The 19,114-nt window shown below is 39.7% G+C and carries 21 protein-coding genes; 8 read left to right on the forward strand and 13 right to left on the reverse strand.

Going from position 1 to position 19,114, the window contains the following annotated elements:
• Positions 1 to 26 precede the first annotated feature (26 nt).
• The 4 genes from thiL (at position 27) to ACYVFA_RS17160 (ending at position 5,825) form a co-directional block, all read left to right on the forward strand.
• Positions 27 to 1,049, forward strand: a complete 1,023-nt coding sequence (thiL, locus tag ACYVFA_RS17145) for a thiamine-phosphate kinase (protein ID WP_460473078.1) — start codon at positions 27 to 29, stop codon at positions 1,047 to 1,049.
• Positions 1,050 to 1,127: 78 nt separating this feature from the next.
• Positions 1,128 to 2,252 carry a C40 family peptidase gene (locus ACYVFA_RS17150; RefSeq protein WP_460473079.1) on the forward strand — a complete coding sequence of 375 codons (1,125 nt, stop codon included), beginning with the start codon at positions 1,128 to 1,130 and terminating at the stop codon, positions 2,250 to 2,252.
• 86 nt (positions 2,253 to 2,338) lie between these two features.
• Positions 2,339 to 5,347 (forward strand): PVC-type heme-binding CxxCH protein, encoded by a 3,009-nt coding sequence (locus ACYVFA_RS17155; RefSeq protein ID WP_460473080.1) that lies wholly within the window; start codon positions 2,339 to 2,341, stop codon positions 5,345 to 5,347.
• A 181-nt stretch (positions 5,348 to 5,528) separates the two neighbouring features.
• Positions 5,529 to 5,825, forward strand: coding sequence for an Rdx family protein (locus tag ACYVFA_RS17160; protein ID WP_460473081.1), 297 nt, complete (start codon positions 5,529 to 5,531; stop codon positions 5,823 to 5,825).
• 76 nt (positions 5,826 to 5,901) lie between these two features.
• Here the strand turns inward: ACYVFA_RS17160 and ACYVFA_RS17165 are convergent, their stop codons facing one another.
• The 9 genes from ACYVFA_RS17165 to ACYVFA_RS17205 all read right to left on the reverse strand — a co-directional run bounded on the left by ACYVFA_RS17165 (position 5,902) and on the right by ACYVFA_RS17205 (position 13,036).
• Positions 5,902 to 6,501 (reverse strand): dioxygenase family protein, encoded by a 600-nt coding sequence (locus ACYVFA_RS17165; RefSeq protein WP_460473082.1) that lies wholly within the window; start codon positions 6,499 to 6,501, stop codon positions 5,902 to 5,904.
• 172 nt (positions 6,502 to 6,673) lie between these two features.
• Positions 6,674 to 7,429 carry a LytR/AlgR family response regulator transcription factor gene (locus tag ACYVFA_RS17170; protein ID WP_460473083.1) on the reverse strand — a complete coding sequence of 252 codons (756 nt, stop codon included), beginning with the start codon at positions 7,427 to 7,429 and terminating at the stop codon, positions 6,674 to 6,676.
• Positions 7,426 to 8,493, reverse strand: a complete 1,068-nt coding sequence (locus tag ACYVFA_RS17175; RefSeq protein WP_460473084.1) for a sensor histidine kinase — start codon at positions 8,491 to 8,493, stop codon at positions 7,426 to 7,428. The genes ACYVFA_RS17170 and ACYVFA_RS17175 overlap by 4 nt, the downstream gene beginning before the upstream one ends.
• Positions 8,490 to 8,999 carry a hypothetical protein gene (locus ACYVFA_RS17180; protein WP_460473085.1) on the reverse strand — a complete coding sequence of 170 codons (510 nt, stop codon included), beginning with the start codon at positions 8,997 to 8,999 and terminating at the stop codon, positions 8,490 to 8,492. The genes ACYVFA_RS17175 and ACYVFA_RS17180 overlap by 4 nt, the downstream gene beginning before the upstream one ends.
• Positions 9,000 to 9,005: 6 nt before the next feature.
• Complete coding sequence (locus ACYVFA_RS17185; RefSeq protein WP_460473086.1) at positions 9,006 to 9,485, reverse strand: hypothetical protein; 480 nt, start codon at positions 9,483 to 9,485, stop codon at positions 9,006 to 9,008.
• 1 nt (position 9,486) lies between these two features.
• Complete coding sequence (locus tag ACYVFA_RS17190; protein ID WP_460473087.1) at positions 9,487 to 9,840, reverse strand: hypothetical protein; 354 nt, start codon at positions 9,838 to 9,840, stop codon at positions 9,487 to 9,489.
• Between the two features lie 25 nt (positions 9,841 to 9,865).
• Positions 9,866 to 10,414 (reverse strand): hypothetical protein, encoded by a 549-nt coding sequence (locus tag ACYVFA_RS17195; RefSeq protein WP_460473088.1) that lies wholly within the window; start codon positions 10,412 to 10,414, stop codon positions 9,866 to 9,868.
• Between the two features lie 300 nt (positions 10,415 to 10,714).
• The gene (locus ACYVFA_RS17200) at positions 10,715 to 11,785 is read right to left on the reverse strand and encodes an SO2930 family diheme c-type cytochrome (protein WP_460473089.1); all 1,071 of its coding nucleotides are present in this window, start codon (positions 11,783 to 11,785) and stop codon (positions 10,715 to 10,717) included.
• Positions 11,786 to 11,854: 69 nt separating this feature from the next.
• On the reverse strand, positions 11,855 to 13,036 hold the full coding sequence (locus ACYVFA_RS17205; RefSeq protein WP_460473090.1) for a parallel beta-helix domain-containing protein: 1,182 nt from the start codon (positions 13,034 to 13,036) through the stop codon (positions 11,855 to 11,857).
• 706 nt (positions 13,037 to 13,742) lie between these two features.
• Here ACYVFA_RS17205 and ACYVFA_RS17210 point away from each other — a divergent pair.
• The gene (locus ACYVFA_RS17210) at positions 13,743 to 14,834 is read left to right on the forward strand and encodes a serine hydrolase domain-containing protein (RefSeq protein ID WP_460473091.1); all 1,092 of its coding nucleotides are present in this window, start codon (positions 13,743 to 13,745) and stop codon (positions 14,832 to 14,834) included.
• Between the two features lie 9 nt (positions 14,835 to 14,843).
• Here the strand turns inward: ACYVFA_RS17210 and ACYVFA_RS17215 are convergent, their stop codons facing one another.
• The gene (locus ACYVFA_RS17215) at positions 14,844 to 15,422 is read right to left on the reverse strand and encodes a Crp/Fnr family transcriptional regulator (RefSeq protein ID WP_460473092.1); all 579 of its coding nucleotides are present in this window, start codon (positions 15,420 to 15,422) and stop codon (positions 14,844 to 14,846) included.
• A gap of 132 nt (positions 15,423 to 15,554) precedes the next feature.
• Between ACYVFA_RS17215 and ACYVFA_RS17220 the strand changes: the two genes are divergently transcribed.
• The 3 genes from ACYVFA_RS17220 (at position 15,555) to ACYVFA_RS17230 (ending at position 17,124) form a co-directional block, all read left to right on the forward strand.
• On the forward strand, positions 15,555 to 16,472 hold the full coding sequence (locus tag ACYVFA_RS17220) for an alpha/beta hydrolase (protein WP_460473093.1): 918 nt from the start codon (positions 15,555 to 15,557) through the stop codon (positions 16,470 to 16,472).
• 140 nt (positions 16,473 to 16,612) lie between these two features.
• Entirely contained in the window at positions 16,613 to 16,834 is a 222-nt protein-coding gene (locus ACYVFA_RS17225) for a hypothetical protein (protein WP_460473094.1), read from the forward strand.
• Complete coding sequence (locus ACYVFA_RS17230; protein ID WP_460473095.1) at positions 16,831 to 17,124, forward strand: type II toxin-antitoxin system RelE/ParE family toxin; 294 nt, start codon at positions 16,831 to 16,833, stop codon at positions 17,122 to 17,124. The genes ACYVFA_RS17225 and ACYVFA_RS17230 overlap by 4 nt, the downstream gene beginning before the upstream one ends.
• A gap of 11 nt (positions 17,125 to 17,135) precedes the next feature.
• On the opposite strand, the gene ACYVFA_RS17235 is transcribed toward ACYVFA_RS17230, so the two are convergent.
• From ACYVFA_RS17235 to ACYVFA_RS17245, 3 genes are read right to left on the reverse strand one after another with little or no spacing between them, the layout of a single operon-like run.
• Positions 17,136 to 17,702, reverse strand: coding sequence for a hypothetical protein (locus ACYVFA_RS17235; RefSeq protein ID WP_460473096.1), 567 nt, complete (start codon positions 17,700 to 17,702; stop codon positions 17,136 to 17,138).
• 29 nt (positions 17,703 to 17,731) lie between these two features.
• Positions 17,732 to 17,938, reverse strand: coding sequence for a hypothetical protein (locus ACYVFA_RS17240; RefSeq protein WP_460473097.1), 207 nt, complete (start codon positions 17,936 to 17,938; stop codon positions 17,732 to 17,734).
• Between the two features lie 21 nt (positions 17,939 to 17,959).
• On the reverse strand, positions 17,960 to 19,105 hold the full coding sequence (locus tag ACYVFA_RS17245; protein ID WP_460473098.1) for a MalY/PatB family protein: 1,146 nt from the start codon (positions 19,103 to 19,105) through the stop codon (positions 17,960 to 17,962).
• Between the last annotated feature and the right edge of the window lie 9 nt (positions 19,106 to 19,114).

A 19,114-nucleotide genomic window follows, 5' to 3' on the forward strand; every position in this document is an offset into this window, starting at 1 on the left:
AGCTGATAGAACAGCAAACAGAAGGTATGGAAAGAACAGAACTGAATGCATTAGGAGAATTCGGCCTGATTGACCGGATAAAATCAAAATTTACAATACAAAACCCGGAGACAATAACGGCTATAGGAGATGATGCTGCCGTGATTGATATGGGTACTCAATATATGCTTGTTTCGACGGATATGCTACTGGAAGGCGTTCATTTCGACCTTGCTTATGCACCACTCCGTCATTTGGGGTATAAGGCAGTAGCTGTAAACGTATCAGACATTGCAGCCATGAACGGCATTGCCAAACAGATTACAGTAAGTATCGGCTTAAGCAATAGAATCTCGGTTGAAGCCGTTGATGAAATTTATGAGGGTATCAAATTTGCCTGCGAAGATTATAAAGTGGATTTAATTGGAGGTGACACTTCCGCCTCACGCTCAGGTTTGGTGCTTTCAATTACGGTTACAGGTATTGTTGATAAAGACAAGATTGCGTACAGAAATGGCGCAAAAGCCAATGATATTCTATGCGTAACTGGTGACTTGGGAGCAGCTTATTTTGGCTTACAGATTCTGGAAAGAGAGAAACAGGAATATCTGGCAAACCCATCCATGCAACCAGACCTGGAAGAGAAATCTTACCTGGTAGGCAAACAATTAAAACCTGAAGCCAGAGCCGACATTATACACGAATTGGCAGAAGCAGGCGTTGTGCCAACCGCAATGATTGATATTTCGGATGGCTTGGCTTCCGAAATCATCCATTTAAGTACGCAATCAGGTGTAGGTGCTTTGATTTTTGAAGATAAACTGCCGATTGAAGATATTACGATGCTGACGGCATCTGAATTTAATATTAGTCCAATTACAGCGGCATTGAATGGTGGAGAAGATTATCAGTTATTGTTTACCGTAAAACAAGCTGATTTTGATAAAATAAAGAATATCTCAGACATCACACCAATTGGATATATGACTGAAGATAAGGCAGTAGAATTGGTAATGAAAAGTGGTGGCAAGATAAGTATCAAAGCCCAGGGCTGGAATCATTTACAATAGTTATATACAGTGATAAACGCAATGTATTATTCCCTAAACACTCGCAGCAAACTTCTTCTTTTAATCGTAATTACCTGCTTGAGCAATTCTCTGTTTGCTCAGGTAAATCAAAGCCCTGTTACACACCCTACAGTGCAAACCATTATTGAGCAGGTAAAGAAAAAATATGCACCCGACAAAAGGGTCGCGGTTTTTCAGGTAGATTTAGATAGCAATTTACTGGTAGGTAAAACTAATTTACCTCTAGCCAAAAAAGAATTATTAAGCCGTTTGCATAGCAATGGCTATAATCTGGCTGATGAAATAAGAGTTTTGCCGGAAGAAGAAGAATTAGAGGGGAAAATCTATGCCCTAGTGAATGTTTCGGTAGCGAATATCCGAACCATGCCTAAAGAATCAGCTGAACTGGCTACGCAATCATTGTTAGGTACAACGCTAAAAGTACTGGAAAAAGAGCGTAACTGGTATCTGGTACAAACACCTGACAATTATATTGGCTGGGTAGATGGCGGTACAATCAAGCGGAAACTAAAAAATGAAGTAGAAGCCTACCAAAGCCAGACAAAACTCATGTTTGCCAAGCCTTTTGGTTTTGCATATACTGAAGAAGACGAAAATACCCAGACGGTTTCTGACCTTACCTGGGGAGATTTATTGATAGTAAAAGATACGGTGGCTGATTTTTATGAAGTGGTCTACCCTGATACCCGCAAAGGTTTCATTCTAAAACGTGAAGCAATTTCTTATCAGGATTGGAAGAAAATGACTTCTCCAAGCCCGGAAGCATTAACTAAAACGGCTTTTCGTATGATAGGCTTACCGTATCTGTGGGGTGGTACCTCATGGAAAGGTGTTGATTGCAGTGGTTATATGCGTATGGTATATCAGACCAATGGGATTTTATTGCCAAGAGATGCGTCTCAACAGGCATTTATAGGTGAAGATGTGCCTTTTGAAAAACTAAGAGTAGGCGATTTACTATTCTTTGGCGAAAAAGCTACTCCCGAAAAACCAGAAAGAGTAGTGCACGTGGGTATGTGGCTGGGGAATAATGAATTTATCCACTCATCAGGTATGGTGCGAATCAGTAGTTTTGATAAAGATTGTGCAAATTATGATGCCGGAAATGTCAATCGTTACCTGAGAGCGAAACATATTTTAGGGTTAGGGACAGAAAAAGGAGTGGTTTCTTTGAAGAATTAAGTAGCTTGATTTTTATTTGTCAAATCAACACTTATTCTATACTTTTAGCGTATCTATTCAAAGCCTATAAATACAACCTATTTTTCATGAAAAAATCTATCATTTTTTCTCTCTCCGTTTTGTTGCTCGCCGGAGCCTGTAAGCAAGCGCCCAAAACACTTCCTGACGAAGAATATGCGAAACTATCAGACGACGACAAGCGTAAGCCCGAACACGCCGTTGATGGGGTACAATTAGAAGACCCTGATCTGGAGGTAACACTTTTTGCCTCTGAACCCATGATGATGAACCCTACCAATATGGATATTGATGCCAAGGGTAGAGTATGGATTTGTGAGGGGTACAACTATCGCAATAAACTGAATCCACAGAACCCTTATAATAAGAAAGGAGACAGGATTCTGATTTTGGAAGACACCGATAAAGACGGCAAAGCTGATAAAACTACCGTATTCTATCAAGGTGAAGAAATTAACTCTGCATTGGGTATCTCGGTATTAGGCAATAAAGTGGTTGTTTCTTGTAGCCCGAATGTATTTATGTTTACCGATGAAAACGGTGACGGTAAGTCGGATAAAAAAGAATTGATTTTTACCCACCTTACCGGAAATCAACACGACCACGCGATTCACGCCTTTAGTTTCGGGCCTGATGGTAAGTTATATTTCAATGGAGGAAATGAGGTAGAGACTCTACACGATAAAAATGGGGTTGAGTTAAAAGATGATTTAGGTAGACCATTCTCAACTTACAAGCAGGGGAAAGTATATAGATGTAATCCGGATGGCTCAAATGTTGAGATTCTGGCTCATAATTTCAGAAATAACTACGAAGTAGCGGTTGATTCTTATGGCAGAATGTGGCAGTCAGATAATGATGATGATGGCAACAAAGGCGTTCGTATCAACTATGTGATGGATTATGGTAACTATGGTTATAAAGACGAAATGACGGGTGCCAGCTGGCAGGAACGCCGTACCAACTGGGAAAGCGAAATACCGTTACGTCACTGGCATTTGAATGACCCGGGTGTAGTGCCAAATTTATTGCAAACAGGAGCAGGTTCACCAACTGGTATGATCGTATACGAAGGTGATTTATTGCCAGGAAAATATCGTAATCAGGTGATTCACTGCGATGCGGGACCAAACATTGTACGCTCGTATGCTGTAGAAAAAGATGGTGCAGGTTTTAAGGCAACTATCAACAATATTCTCGATGGCTCAAAACGTGACCAATGGTTTCGCCCGTCAGATGTAACACAAGCACCTGATGGTTCTATTTTCGTAGCTGATTGGTACGACCCAGGTGTAGGTGGTCATGCAATGGGCGATAGCCTACGTGGGCGTATCTACCGGATTGCCCCTAAAGGCGAAAACTATTCAGTACCGACTTTTGACTTTGAAACACCGGAAGGCTGTGTAAAAGCTTTACAGAATCCAAATATTGCTGTCCGTTATTTAGCCTGGACAAAACTCAATAGCTTACAGAAAAAAGCGGAAGGGTCTTTAGTGGATTTGTGGGAATCGGACAATTCAAGAATGCGTGCAAGAGCTTTGTGGTTGCTAGGCAATATCAAAGGTGAAGAAAAGAAATATATTGATGCCGCTTTGGCTGATAAAGATGAAGACATCAGAATAACAGGTATTCGTCTAGCCCGTGAGTTGAAAATGGCAGATATTGCGATGCTGAAAAAATTGGCAGAAGATCCATCTCCACAAATTCGTAGAGAGGTGGCTTTGGCGTTGCGTCATAATACTAACCCTGAAGCCGCTGATATCTGGACGACCTTAGCTACTCAATACGATGGCAAAGACCGTTGGTATTTAGAGGCACTTGGGATTGCTGCCGATAATCAATGGGATGCCTTTTTTGCTAAATATATAGCACGCGTTGCAGATAAATGGAAAGTAGATGCCAGCTCGAAAGATATTGTATGGAGAAGTCGCTCAACTGATAATATCTATCGTCTGGCTGAATTGGCTAAGACAGCAACAGGTGCTGATAAATTGCGTTATTTCAGAGCCTTTGATTTCCAGACAAGTCCAGATAAAACCAAGGTATTATTCAGTATGCTAGATGGAGGCAACGCCCCTGCCGATATTAAAACATTGGTATTTAAACACCTGGATATTGAAAGTGCCAAAAAAGATCCATTATATGCCAGTTTATTACCAAAAGTATTAGAGGGTATTCAAAACCCGGCTGATTACCTTGATTTGGTTAAACGTTATCAACTGAAAGACCAATCAGCACGTTTGGTGAACATGGCAATGACTGATAGTGTATATGGTGGAGAAGCTGCCAGAATGCAGGTGAGAATCAATGGTATAGGTGAGTTCCAGAAGTTGGCTAAGAGTAAGGATGAAAATGTGGCATTGAAAGCCATTAATATGTATGGAAGTGTTGACGATAAGCCTGTTACTGATTATCTCATAGCCTTATTTAGCAACAAAAATCTGAGCCAACCAATACGCGAAAGAGCAATGCAAGCCATGAATGGCTGGAATAGCGAAGAGATTCTATGGGATTTGGTAAAAGCCAAAAAAGTACCTGAAGATGTGATGCCGATTGCTAAAAAGCTTTTATTAGGCACCTGGCATGGAGATATCCGTACTGAAGCCATGAAAATGTTTGGAGCTGATGTGGATAAGTCAATTGGTAATATCAGTGATTTAGTGAAGCTGACAGGTGACGCCAATAAAGGGCACGAGGTATTTAAAACGTATTGTATTACCTGCCATATAGGCAAAGGTGAGGGTACCAACTTTGGTCCGGCCCTAACAGAAATCGGAAGCAAATTATCAAAAGAGGCTTTGTATTCAGCTATTATGAACCCAAGCCAGGGGATTAGTTTCGGCTTTGAAGGCTTTAAGGTAAAACTGAAAAATGGTACTGATATAGACTGTATGATTCTTACCAAAACTGAAAATGAGGTAACGGTAAAAACTTTGGGCAGTGCCACCCCAACTACATACAAACGTTCGGAAATTGCTTCAATGGAAACGCAAACAGAATCATTAATGCCTAAATTTCCATTGCAAAAACAGGAATTTGTGGATTTAGTAGAATATTTATCGACATTGAAAAAATAATCTTTGGTTCCGTGTCACGCTTATACTCGTCTGAGAAAGAGCGTGGCACGGTTAATTGGGGAGCAGATTATAAGTCGTTAAAGTTAAAAAAATAAGTACTTGGAATGCCTAACCGTGCCACCCTATTCTTCGGACGAATATAGGGGTGACACGGTAATTTAAAAATGAAACAGTAGTTGATATGAAACCAAAAATAACCTTAGAGTATTGCCCTAAATGCCATTGGCTGATGCGCTCAGCATGGATGGCACAGGAACTCCTGACAACTTTTGAAGAAGAGTTAGGAGAAGTAAGTCTACGCCCGAGTGAAATAGCAGGGAGGTTTCAAGTTATATTAAATGAAGAAGTAATCTTTGACCGTAAGCGTGAAGGACATTTTCCTGAAATCAAAGAACTTAAACAACTCGTAAGAGACCTGGTTGCACCGGAAAAATCTTTAGGACATAGTGATAGAAAAGCGGTTAAAGCAGAAGAATGATAAAGGTTGCCGCATTTAACAGTTTACATTTTTCTGTTTACACTGCTTTCCCTTTCCCATGTTCCTTTTTCCGACTTTAATAATAATCCGGAATATTTCTTCCAAGAATAATATCTCTTTTTCCAACCCAAACGCCTTTATCATTTTTAATAAGTTTGATAATACCACTACCGCCGCGGTTTTCGTCTTTGGCAATTTCTTCTTTGGTTAAGAATTGATCACCTTCGAAGCGATATTCATCAATATAATACTCAGTTTTACCAGGTTCTTTGATGACCGGATGAATATGCGCCGGAATAGTAGCATCCGGGTAAGAGGCAGGTCTGATACTGAGAAACTTGTATCTGCCCATCTTATCAGTTTCCATCCAGCCGCGTAGCTTGCCATGGCGTTTGGCACAGTCTTCCCCTGTTCCTCTCGAATATTTACCTTTTGCATCGGTATGGTAAACATAAAGAATTACATTTGGCGCAGGTGTCTTACCATTTTTCTGATAGATAATACCTGTAATCTCCATAAGTTCACCTTCTTCGTTTTTATCTGAAATCCGGGTTTCCCATGATAGGTTCGCAGGCATACGTTGATAAATTGCTTCACAGCATTCGCAAGGGCCGCCAACCTTTTTCTGGGCTGACAATGCCAATGGCAAAAACAGCAGTAAAACTAGCTTTTTCATGTTATAAATGATTTAGTGAGTGATTAAAATAATTTAGTGAATGAGCGATTGAGTGAATGAGTGATTAGTCTATGTTTTGTAATTGATAATGAGTTTTGAATTAACACTCGTCGTTGAGTTAAATCATTAAAATCACTCAATCGCTCATTCACTAAATCACTCAATTTCCAAATCAATTAATCAAATTCTCCTTATAATTCCTACTCATACGCAATACCTTAGTGTTTTTAAGTATTACCGAATAATCGCCATTAAAGTGAGACTGGATTTCCTTGATGAAATTGATATTGACAATCGTAGATCGATGAATACGTACAAAGGTCTTAGGATTGAGTTTCTGCTCAAAACTTGATAATGTCTCATACAGCAAATGCTTCGATTTCTCGGTTTGCAGGCTTATATAATTTCCTTCGGCTTCTATGTATATTAAGTCGGCAGTTTTCAATAATTGGATACGCCCACCATCTTTTACCGTGACAATTTCGGGGTAGCTTGGTTGCGAAAACTGCTGAAAAAACTGGCTGTATTTATCAAAGACATTGCTCAAATCCTCTTTATTGGTTAAATGCAATTGCTTTAATGCCTTCTGAAAAGTTTTATCAAAACGTTCTTTATCAAAGGGTTTCAGCAGGTAATCAATCGCATTGGCTTCGAAGGCTTGCAGAGCATAATTATCAAAAGCCGTGACGAAAATAATCAACGGTGGCTTTTCAGTAGTTAGGCTTTTAGCTAGTTCTATCCCATTCAATTCTGGCATCTGAATATCCAGAAACAGCAAATCCGGTTGATGTTTTTCGATGGCAGTTAAGGCTTCTTTCCCATTTTTACATACGTCTACTATCTCCACCTGTGGGTAGTCCTGCAATTGCTTTTGCAGAATCTCACGGGCTATTGATTCATCATCTGCTATCAGAACTTTATAAGTCATTTCAGAAGAGGTAAAGTGATCATAACTGTAATGCCATTATCAGGCTTGTTGCTTGTAATATCGAGTGTTGCTTCCTCGCCAAAAAGGTTCTTTAATCGTTCCTGCGTGTTCATCAATCCAATGCCAAAATTGAAATACTGAAAGGTCTCAATACCATTATCTTTTACTAGCAGCTTAAGTTTATCCTGTCCATTTTGTGCCGAAATCTCTATTCTCCCTTGCTTGGCAAATGGTTCAATCCCATATTTTACGGCATTTTCTACCAGAGGTTGCAGAAGCATAGGTGGCACAAAGGCTGTTTGCAATTCATGATTAATAGCTATCTCATAATCCAATCGCTCTTCGAACCGTACTTTCAGAATATCCAGATATAGCTGCAAGAGATGCACTTCGTTTTTAAGCGGAACCAAATCATCACTGTTCTCTTTCAGGCTCAGACGCAATAAATCACTTAGTTTCATCAGCATCCGGGTGGCTTTTTCAGTGTCTCCTTTTTGCATTAAGCCTATGATGTTGTGATGCGTATTGAACAGGAAATGCGGCTGCAACTGCATTTTCAAAAAGCCCAGCTTGGCATCAGATAATTGTTTCTCAAGATGCGCTTTGTCAACCTGTGCCTGTTGAAACTGACGGAAGATGGTATAAGCTTTATGAGCCGCCAGAATGATCCAATAATTGACAAACTCATTAAATAAGGAAACTGCCAGATTCCGTTTGAAAATAGCCCGGAATTGTGTTTGCCCGATAAACAGATTCCAGAACCAGGTTACAAGCAGAGAATAAACGATAACTGCCAGAAAACTGATAGCTAATGAAATAAACAGATTGAACAACAGATTCCTGACTAATTGAGGCGACTGCAAGGGCAGTTTTTCACCCAGCCAGAATACCACAAATGTAATAGGGATATACAGCAACCACTTGATTTTGAAAATCAACGTATCTGACCATACTACAGGATTGCCTTTTAATGCACTGAACAATAGGTCTTGCCCAATCATAAGCAGCGTAACTATAATCCAGAAAGCAGGAATCAGGTAGTATTTCAGTTGTTTGATTTTCATTCTACGGGTTTCTTCTGAACTCTGTTGAGTGTATAGTTAAAAAGGTCGTTACCTGTGAGTATTTCTTTGTTCTGATCCAGGAAAAACAAGACATTATCGTCTCCTTTCTGTAAATAAATAGTTTGCTGATTATCAGCTTCCAGGGCAATTACCAAATTATCGGGGTCTGTTTTAGTGCCTTTGCTTATGCTCCATGTGCCTTTCCGAATGGCCTGCCTGAAAAATGAACCCGCTAATACATAAGTGCTCGGTACTTGTGTATCTGGATTCTGGTAGAGTTCAAGCCCCCACTTGGTTTTGAAGCATTCGGGCGACACCTCTTTCTTTAGCACCTGAGCTAATTCCTGACAAGCGCATCTGCCTTCAAATACACCATAGACACCTTTACCTGATGGAAAAGGTTTGGAAGATGTAGTCGAATAAGGCTCGTTTTCTGCGCCACTTTTTTGGGCATAGGTTCCTGTTCCAACCAAAACTCCTATAAATATCAGCATAATATTTTTCATAATCTATCAGGGTTTGGCTTTGTTAAAAGTATAACTATGACCCGAATTCCCAACCATCAGACTCCGCTGACTATCCAGCAAATGAATGGAATTATCGCTTAATTTAACAAAAAGCAGATTCTTGTCAATTGTATGCAACGTAACCTGATAGACAATCGCATCAGGTTTGGCTTTCATGCCTTTCTCGATTGTCCAATGTCCTTCAAATTCTGCCCTTTTCTCATCCATAAAACCACTGGTATTAGGTTTACCTACCCCATATCTATAGACTAATTTTACTGCCGCAGGAGCATTCGCTTTTTGCGGATAGAGTGTCATTGTCCATTTAGTAAATTCACAGTCAGGCTCATTGGCAACTCCTAAAAATGGTTTCAGTATATTTCCACAAGGGCTTGTGCCTACGTAAGTGACAAAAGGTCTGGAATCCTGTGCAAAGGAGGCAAAAAAGATTCCATTAAGGAGAAGGAGTTTAATGAGGTTTTTCATCTTACAATTCTCTTTTTTTACCATCCTTATCTACCAATACGAGTGCCGTTTTTTCTTTCTTGGCTAAGATATGTAGTCCCACCTCAGTTTTTTCGTTAAGCAAAACCAATCCGGCGCCATTTTCTTCGGCACCTAATTTTACTCTGATCGTGCCTGTTTTATCCATCATTCTGAACATGACCGTACCATCATCTTCTGTCTTGAATGACATTCGTTTAACGCCATTCTTGTCAACCAGTTCAAATTCTTTTACCTTGATTTTATCGAAGTTTTCCTCTGCTGGCTTAGCTGCAATAAACAAGAGTAACAGTAAATTGAATGCGCTAAGCAAAATGGGCAACCGTTGATTTTTCATAGTTTTGTCTATTTAATTTGTAATATCAGAAATTCAATAGTGAACTGAAATTCTCATTGTCAGTATCAAAATTGACGATTTTTTTTGTGATAACCCGCCTTTTATAAGCAAAGATGGTGCTCTTTACCTTAGGGTTAATTTCATAAACTCCGGCTGTTTCGGCATCAGTAGGAGAAGAGATAAAAGTAAAGGCTACGTTTTTTAAATCCAGTTTTTTAGTGTACTCACTCAGTTTTTGTTTCAGCAAAGATTCATTCTCGTGTTTTGGGTTCATGAAAACAATAAAGGTTTTCCAGTTATTGGCGTTTCTTGTCAGATACTGTGCTTCCAGAAAACTCAGCATTCTTTCATAGTTCTTCAAATCATCATTTATCCAGACCATCAATCCATCGGTTTTTGCACCATACTTACACATCGGGCAGGTTTTGGTTCCTTTGTCTCTGCCTGATACATGATAGGGGTCGAAAGCAGGGGCATCTGCGCCAACTGCCAGGCCGGAGTTTTGTGCCCATGCGCTAAATGAGGCAAAGGCAAAAAGAAATGATACCTGAACAATCAATCTGAGTGATTTCATAAGAGTGAATTTATTGATAAAAAAAAAGAGCATGCTGCCATTTAGGATTTTACTTTGCCGTCTGCTGAAACCTCTTATACAAGAGCATATTCTGACAAACGATAATGAGCAATAGCCTTCATAACTCTTATTGATTTTGATGAACAAATCTACAAGAGTTATGAAAGCTATTTAATAAGATTATGATAAGGCGATGGAATAATGGGGTAGGGAGAGGGAAATGGCCCCCAGCCCCTGAAGGGGTGCTTTTTTGTAGAGACGACATCATGGCGTCTCTATGATTTTAAAAGTATACTCAAATCAAGGCTTTTTCATCTGTTTTATCCATTCTTTCATCAAGTCAATCCCTTCTTTATGAGTTGTTTTGCGGCCTACTTCGGGCATCATTTCGCCCGGGTCGGTTGATTCAACGCGGTAGACCAGAATAGACTCTTCTGGTTTGCCCGGTACAATATCAAATTTACGATTGCCCGAACCGCGACCTGCGGCCACCGGAGTTTTAAGAATACCCATCGCCAGAGGGTCTGTTTCATGAATGCTCAGATTTAAACCAGAGGTCTGCGCAGGGCCGCCCAGACGATGGCAATGCGCACAATTAATATCCAGCCAGATACGCGCTCGTTCGTCTATGCTTCCTGTTTCGGGCTTATTCCAGATAGGAGCTTTAGGCACTTGTTCAATGGCTGGCAAATCTTGCAGAATACCTGTTTTTTGCCACGCTAATAATTGATTTTCGGTACCCTCAGGTAATCCCCAGGCATGGTAAGTGCCATTGAGTTGTCGGGCAGATGGACCAATAGGCGACATTTGCTCATTACGGTTATGGCAACCTTTGCATTGATTCAGATTCGGAATACTGTATTCATGTTTTTTCTTCTTGCCATTCAGGTCAATATAACTTACTTCTTTGGTATCGCCAGCTACCTCCAGATATGCCTCAGTTTGTTCTTCATTCCAGACATAGACCAGAGCTTTCCAGCCTTCGGCTTCATGGGTCAGCAAACGGGTTTCCATGATTCTGCGGCCTTTGTCAGTATTTCTGAAATCTATGGGGTAATAGAATGTTTTAATCAGCGTAGTGCCTACCGGAAAATTCAAGACTTCCTTGTCGTTATAAGAGGCCTTAGCTCCTTCAGGTAGTTTCACAAAACGTAGCTTTTCTGCATAATCGCTGAATAAAGGCGTGTTGAGCGAAAAAGGCATAACCCCCTTCATCGGTTTTTGTTCGGCTATACTACCTTCAAAAAAGGCATATTCCGAAAGTTTCTCCTTAGGCATAGTTGCCCGTATTTCCTTTGATGAATCTTCTTGATTGAAGGAAGACAGACCAAAAATGCCCAAGGCTATCAATAATAATAAGAATCTTTGCATTGAAAATAAAAAACAGCAGAGCCCAGGCTTCTACTACCAGGCACCCCTGTACCATTTTGTTATACGTATTTAATCAATTTTTGCCATTTTCAGACTTTCCAGACTACAATCGTGTGTTGAAGCATCGCGGGAAACATTCTTGAAATTATTCGCTACATCTAAATTGGCAAAACTTACATTTTTATTGTTTTTGATGCATAAAACTTTGGTAGGATTCTTGGCATCCACAATTCCATCCCATTGGATATGCGGCACATTCTTGCCGAATCTCAGTTTAAATTTATACATCTGCCCGAAACGACCCTTTCCGGTAGCTTTCACGTGTTCACGCTCATAGACATTGTCGTGAATGTTAATAGCCTCAGGATATGGATAATAGGTCGGGTCTTTAATAGGATTTTCGGTAGTGAAATAAGAGATAATACCAGTGCTTGCCGATTTGTTATTCACAATCTGATTATCGAAGATTTCTACATGGTTAGCTGCCAGAATCAAAATTCCGGTGCCATCCGGCACTTTGCCAACGATATTCCCTTTAGGGGCAAAGTTTGGCAGGTTATTATGGTGAATATTGTTTTTATATACACGGGTATAGCCTCCTTTTTTCAGAATCAAATCTGGTAAATCGAAAACCAGAATACCACCCGTATTTTCAGTGGCTTCGTTTTCATAAACATCGGCGTTCAATGAGTTTTCAATTTCAATACCTGCTACGTTGTGGTAAGCACGAGATTTACGAACGATAATATCTTTTGACTGACCTACATAGATACCAGCATCAGAAGCCCCAATGGCCTCACAACCCTCAATTAAAACTTTTTCGCATTGCACCGGATATAGACCATACGAACCGTTTTCTTTTTTAGGCTCGCCTGTCCATTCAGTTTTTACATTTCTGAAAGTAATTCCTTTCACATTCATGGTTTTCACGGCATCACCTTTGCTATCCTGCACGGTCATATCTTCAATGATGATGTTCTCTGCATTAGAAACCCTGATTCCTTCGGCACCTTCGGTTTGGCCTTTAAACGATAGAATCGTTTTGTCTTTGCCTTTCCCTTTGATAGTAATATTCTTTTTCCCCTCCATCGAAAGACTGGCTGAGAAAGTAAAAGAACCTTCATCTAACTGAATGGTAGAGCCATTTTCAGCCATAATAAACTGAGTCTGAATGCGTTTTTGCACGTCTTTCTGTGCAAAAACAATGGTATTAATAAAGAGGAAGCTAAGCAAAAAAGTAATTTTTTTCATGAGTGTTACAGGATTGATTGAACAGATCTCAAAACTGTTATATTTTATTGAGATATGTGTTTGATAAATGTCAAATTATTCAATGAAATTGTTTAAATTTCTTATCCTTGCTCAAAAAGGTAGTCACCGTAGCGTCTACCTTTTCTGATACTCCTTGGGTGGCTGGTACTTTGACAGTACACTGCTTGCAACTCTTTTTGACTGGGCCTCCCCTTTTCTTGCATCATGATATATTTTGTTATGTGGATGGAACTAGACGTTTCCTAAATTTCCGACTTAAGATTGTGTTTTCAAAGTGTTTAAAGAGGTTTTTCGTAAAATCAGACTGTTACAAGATTTCCTTATTAGGATTCAAGAAATAAGCGTTCTATAAAAATTTTGGCTAAAGCCAAATGGAATTTTAACAATTTAGTAACCACCAGCGCGGCGTCCGCAGCTAAAGCTGGCGGCAATTGATTCAATAGCCCCCATTTTTAAATGGGGGTAAAAAGAAAAAATCATCTATATTGGCTTTAGCCAAACTTTTAGAGAACGCTTATTTCTTGAACACTGATTAGTCTGCACTTGAAAGATGACATTTCCCGCGGCGGCCGCTTTGTTATCTTAGACGGCGACGGCGGACCGTTTCCATTCGCTGTTACTTTCGATTCCAATACTATTTTGAAATCGTATATTTGCACCCTTTCCATATCTATCACGTTAGCAAATGAACAATTATCTGAGCAGAAGCCTTGCCCTGAGTATTATTATTATATTGAGTATTGCAAAACTTCAGGCACAATCAATCAGGGTTTTTGCCGATAGTATCCGAAAAGCCTATCAGATTCCCGAGCTGGCTTATGCGGTGGTATCTTCAGATAGTATTTTTGAGTCTCATACTTTAGGCGTTCAGAGAGCCAATTCGAATTTTCCTGCAAAACCAACAGATAGATTTCATATCGGATCAAATACCAAAGCTATTACAGCTTTTATAGCAGCACTATTGGTACAGCAAAAGAAAATCAGTTGGGATACAAAGTTTCTGACACTTTTCCCTGAATTGAAGAAAAACAGTAAAAAAGTCTATGCGAATGTGACCTTGCAAGACCTCATTACTTTCAGAGGTCTTTTGCCTTCTTATACTTATACTTTTGAGCAACCGACCAAAGAACATATTACCGGAGATAACCAGCAACAGCGATTTTTATTGGCGAAATATTTCCTGAGCCAGAAGCCGATGCCCATACAGGAGAATGGCTTGACACCCTCAAACACCGATTATATTGTGGCAGGCTTGATGCTGGAAAAAGCCAGTGGAAAATCTTTTAAAACTTTGGTACAAGACCTGGGAAACGTATTATCAATTGATTTTGGTTTCGATTATCCGAATCTGACGGATCCTCTACAAACATGGGGGCATGATGCCAGTCTGCAACCCTTGCCACCATCCGACAATTATAAATTGAACTGGCTATTATCTGCCGGCAATATCAATGTCAGTATGAATGATTATCTGAAATTTGCTCAATTGCAATTGAAAGGCTTAAAAGGGCAGACTGATGTATTGCCGCAACAAGTATTTCATCAATTATTATATGGTGCCCCTGTTTTTGCCTTTGGCTGGTTTAATGAAGTTGACCAGGCAACCGGACATACTATCGCTTATAATGAAGGTAATGCCGGAGCATTTATTACTCAGGTGCATATAATCAAAGAAGCAGACAGGGCTTATATGGTTTTTACCAATGCGGCCTCAAGTACTACGGCAGAGGGCATTCAGATTTTGATGAAACAATTGAAGAAACAATACGGAGAATAAAATTTGATCTTATTTCTGCCCTCTTACCCGGCTTAAAGTTTCGAGTTTGATACCCAGGAAAGAAGCCAGATATTTCAGCGGAATGCGTTTGACGAACTCGGGTTTGTTCTGGAGGAGATATTCATAACGCTGTTTGGCTGTGAGCGTTTGCAGGATAATCTTTATTTCTTCAATCTGTACCAGATATTGCTCGGCAAACAGGCGCCCCAAACGCTCTAATTCATGAAACTGATTGAAGAGTTTTTGAATATCCTCATGCCTGATAACAATGGTTTCGGTATCTTCTAATGCCTGAATATTGGTTAAGCTTGGTTTCTGAGAAAAGAAGCTATAGGTAGAAACTGCTATGGCATTTTCGAAACCAAACCAGGTATTGATTTCATTGGCATGGGCATCTTCAAAATATTCGCGCACGCAGCCTGAGATAATAAAAAACAATTCGTCGGAGACATTTCCCTGATGAACAAGAAATTCCTTTTTGCTGAAAGTTTTTTGCGATAGAAAAGGAATGAGCGCTTCAAGACACTCGGGTGAGAGTGGATAAGTTTGCTCAATAAAACGGAGGTAATTTTCTATCGGAGAGGGCATAAGGAAAAGAAATAACTACACAATATTAGTAGAAAAGTGTCAGAAACAATATTTTTTTTCAACTTTGTAAAATAACCATCCACGAGTATGTGTAAGCCTACTCTAATATTCAACCTCTCAAAAAATTACTGAATGAAAAAATTGTTTTTAATGCTATTCGCCATGACGCTTATGTCAGATTTGTATGCCCAAAACGAAACGATTCTGCTTTATACAGGTACTGCACCGGGATCGACAGGAAAGCAAGTACCGGAAGATTCTAAAACCTCAGATGGCATTACCCGTGTAAAAGATGTGACCCAACCGGCTTTGATTGTATACCCGGCCAAGAAAAAAACGACTGATGCCACCGTGATCATCTGTCCGGGTGGTGGTTATGGTATTCTGGCTATCGACCACGAAGGGTATGATATTGCCAAATGGTTTAATGAAAGAGGCATGACGGCCTTTGTATTAAAATACCGTTTACCACAGGAAGATTTGTTTGATAACGACGAAATCAGACCTCTACAAGATGCGCAACAAGCCATCAGACTGGTGCGTAAGAATGCAGCCAAATATGGCATTTCACCTGAGAAAGTAGGGATTATGGGTTTCTCGGCAGGTGGACACCTGGCCTCAACAGCCTCTACTCATTTTACTACACAAGTGGGCGAGATAACAGACCCATCAGTTAGCGTAAGACCAGATTTCTCTTTGTTGATTTATCCGGTTATTACCTTTAATGATAGATTTACACATTTTGGTTCAAGAGATAATCTGATTGGCAAAAATCCTTCGGTTGAGAAGATAGAGTGGTATTCAAACGATAAGCAGGTAACCAAAGATACCCCGCCTACATTTCTGGTGAGTACGACAGATGATGGCGTGCAACCTGAAAACAGCATTGCCTATTTTCTGGCCTGTAAGAAAAACAAAGTACCGGTAGAAATGCACATCTATGAAAAAGGTGGCCATGGCTATGGACTAAAGAAAAAAGGCAGAGGCCCGGTAGAAACCTGGGCAGCACGTATGGAAGATTGGTTGAAAGATAGGAAGTTGATGAAGTAGAGGGAGAGAATAAAAGATTCTTGTATCTAAGGATACAAGAATCTTTTATGGTTTATATGGACTAATTAATATGAAATTATTGCTTGAACATTTTTGTTTTGCTTATAGAATATTAAATTTGTTTATTAAATTTTTTAGCAATGTCTACATTAGTATTAGATGTAAATCAAGAGCAGGAGAAAGTATTGGAAGGATTACTTCAATACATGAATATTTCGTTTCAAAAAGTTTCTTCTTCAGAAGATTTTTGGGAATCCTTATCTCCTTCTGTCAAAAAACGTATTGAACAAGGTCTTGCTGATGTAGATGCAGGAAGATATTCTCCTGCTAAATCGGTAATCGATAGATTAATGTCAGAATGAGGGAAGTTGTAATTACAGATATTGCAACAGAAGACATCGAAAATGTTTCACGTTTTCTTCAAAATAATTATTCCAATAAGGTAAAACTTGATTTTCTTGTCAGACTTTCTGAAAAGTTACTGCTTATAGAAAGAATGCCTTTTATGTATCCTGTTTCCTTTAATAATCCAAGGGTGAGAAGATGTGTTATACATAAAAATGTGGTTTGTTTTTATGAAGTTGATGATGAGAAAATCTATATTCTTTCAATTACTGATACAAGAATAGATCCTAAAAGTAGCAGGTTTTAGATAATTTCCGTCTACCCCAGCCGCCTCATAATCAAACCTTTCACTACATCATAAAACAAATGCGGTTTCATGGTTCGCCAGTTGTCTATCATTTGTAGGGTGCCACCAAAATTGATATAAGAATCAAGGTGATACCGTCTGAATTCTTCCAGAAGAAAATTCGGAAAATTGACAGCCGCTATCCAGCCATCCTCAATATCCTCATACCATTCTTCATAATAATCTTCTTCGCCGCCGTGAAACTGGAAAAGGTTTTCTCCTATCAGTATGTATTGATTAATGCCCTCTTTGGTCAAGTGGTCAATCACAGTTCTTTTCAGGAACATCACGTCATTGTGTAAGGTATCATTCCATTCACCAAAAATCTCGATTACGGCATAGCGGAGGTCATAATCAACCATCAGTAGCTTACAATAGAGCGTTTCAGAGCCAATAAAATCCCAGTTTGGGTCTATATAATAGCCATAAATTGTATCTTCATAGGCTTCACCATAAGTATTGCCATAGAAAGGCGACCTTTCGTCGTCTTCTGCCAGATAATACCTTTGCCAGTTATAAAAGGGTTCAATTTCGTGCATGTGGAGTTGTGTTTTGAAACTAAACTGATTTATACATCAATAACGTTTTCCTCGTTCAACCAATTATGCTGAGTTGCATAGTTGTTCAATAACTGTTTTGCCGGTACTTCCTGAATATTACCCTCTTTATCAGCCATAATGAGACTTTTATCTTCCCTAGCTCTTTGCTCAATAAGCCGTTTAGTTGCCAAGCGCATACCGAGCATAAATTTTTCACTAAGTTCATAAGCATCCATCTTATTGAGCTTTAAAGTTTCCTACTTCAATTCCAAAACCGTCTTCATCCGACTAACAGCCTCCACCAGATTACTCATTTGCGTACCAAAATTCAAGCGGATAAACCCTTTGCCATCAAAGAACATTTCTCCTTCCGAAATCCCTACGCCGGCTTCTTCCAGTTTTTCTGCCAGATTTTCAATGCCTGCCTCACGCACATCTATCCAGGCCAGATAAGTAGCTTCTAAAGGCAACATCTTAAAACCTTTGAATGCATTCATTTCTTTCAGAATATAATCATGGTTTTTGCGCAGATAGGCCAGCAATTGCTGATGCCATTCTTCACTATCTTTATACGCTGCCAAAGCCGCATAATACCCATAGGCTGAAACCATTGGTTCCAGAATATAACGCAAACTCGCATATTTTGCCCGTAATTCATCATCAGGGATAACAGCAAACGAACAGCCCAGACCCGCAATATTAAAGGTTTTGCTTGGGGCTAACAGCGTCACTGTATGTTTTTCTGCTTCCGGGCTTAATGTCGCAATCGAAATATGCTTCTTTGTTTCGTCCAGAATCAAATCGCAATGGATTTCATCTGAACAAATGATAATATTATTTGCCACACAAATATCCACCAGTGTTTGTAGTTCTTCCCTCGTAAAAACTGTCCCTGCCGGATTATATGGATTACACAACATAAAGACCTTGGTACGAGGCGTAATGGCCGCCTTAATTGCTTCAAAATCCAAAGTCCAACGATTATTTTCTTCCTTCATTGGTATTTTCACCAATTTCTTTTTGGCAGCAATAGGGGCTTTCATAAATGGCCCGTAAACTGGTACGGTGGTTATCACTTCATCATCGTCTTCGCCTACGCACATACAAGTAAGGGTAAGTCCCGGAACCATGCCTGGTAGCCAAACCAACCATTCTTTGGGTACTTTCCAGTTGTGTTTTTCCTCCAGGCGTTTCAGTGTTACTTCTACCAGTTCGTCAGGCGTTTGCCAATAGCCGATTATTCCTTCTTTGGTTACTTTGTCTAATGCTTGCAATATGGCAGGAGAAGCTTTAAAATCCATATCAGCCACCCATAACGGAATCACATCTTTGCCTGCATATCTTTTCCATTTCACACTGTCTGTTTGTGTGCGGTCAATTACTTCGTCAAAATCGTAAGTCATTTAATCTAT

Source organism: Emticicia fontis (assembly GCF_054779675.1).

Coding starts and splice junctions, on each gene's coding strand:
- ACYVFA_RS17155 (WP_460473080.1), top strand. CDS start 2,339: ATGAAAAAATCTATCATTTTTTCTCTCTCCGTTTTGTTGCTCGCCGGA.
- ACYVFA_RS17160 (WP_460473081.1), top strand. CDS start 5,529: ATGAAACCAAAAATAACCTTAGAGTATTGCCCTAAATGCCATTGGCTG.
- ACYVFA_RS17235 (WP_460473096.1), bottom strand. CDS start 17,702: ATGCACGAAATTGAACCCTTTTATAACTGGCAAAGGTATTATCTGGCA.
- ACYVFA_RS17210 (WP_460473091.1), top strand. CDS start 13,743: ATGAACAATTATCTGAGCAGAAGCCTTGCCCTGAGTATTATTATTATA.
- ACYVFA_RS17195 (WP_460473088.1), bottom strand. CDS start 10,414: ATGAAATCACTCAGATTGATTGTTCAGGTATCATTTCTTTTTGCCTTT.
- ACYVFA_RS17215 (WP_460473092.1), bottom strand. CDS start 15,422: ATGCCCTCTCCGATAGAAAATTACCTCCGTTTTATTGAGCAAACTTAT.
- ACYVFA_RS17225 (WP_460473094.1), top strand. CDS start 16,613: ATGTCTACATTAGTATTAGATGTAAATCAAGAGCAGGAGAAAGTATTG.
- ACYVFA_RS17190 (WP_460473087.1), bottom strand. CDS start 9,840: ATGAAAAATCAACGGTTGCCCATTTTGCTTAGCGCATTCAATTTACTG.
- ACYVFA_RS17180 (WP_460473085.1), bottom strand. CDS start 8,999: ATGAAAAATATTATGCTGATATTTATAGGAGTTTTGGTTGGAACAGGA.
- ACYVFA_RS17200 (WP_460473089.1), bottom strand. CDS start 11,785: ATGCAAAGATTCTTATTATTATTGATAGCCTTGGGCATTTTTGGTCTG.
- ACYVFA_RS17165 (WP_460473082.1), bottom strand. CDS start 6,501: ATGAAAAAGCTAGTTTTACTGCTGTTTTTGCCATTGGCATTGTCAGCC.
- thiL (WP_460473078.1), top strand. CDS start 27: ATGGAAAGAACAGAACTGAATGCATTAGGAGAATTCGGCCTGATTGAC.
- ACYVFA_RS17220 (WP_460473093.1), top strand. CDS start 15,555: ATGAAAAAATTGTTTTTAATGCTATTCGCCATGACGCTTATGTCAGAT.
- ACYVFA_RS17230 (WP_460473095.1), top strand. CDS start 16,831: ATGAGGGAAGTTGTAATTACAGATATTGCAACAGAAGACATCGAAAAT.
- ACYVFA_RS17240 (WP_460473097.1), bottom strand. CDS start 17,938: ATGGATGCTTATGAACTTAGTGAAAAATTTATGCTCGGTATGCGCTTG.
- ACYVFA_RS17205 (WP_460473090.1), bottom strand. CDS start 13,036: ATGAAAAAAATTACTTTTTTGCTTAGCTTCCTCTTTATTAATACCATT.
- ACYVFA_RS17245 (WP_460473098.1), bottom strand. CDS start 19,105: ATGACTTACGATTTTGACGAAGTAATTGACCGCACACAAACAGACAGT.
- ACYVFA_RS17175 (WP_460473084.1), bottom strand. CDS start 8,493: ATGAAAATCAAACAACTGAAATACTACCTGATTCCTGCTTTCTGGATT.
- ACYVFA_RS17185 (WP_460473086.1), bottom strand. CDS start 9,485: ATGAAAAACCTCATTAAACTCCTTCTCCTTAATGGAATCTTTTTTGCC.
- ACYVFA_RS17170 (WP_460473083.1), bottom strand. CDS start 7,429: ATGACTTATAAAGTTCTGATAGCAGATGATGAATCAATAGCCCGTGAG.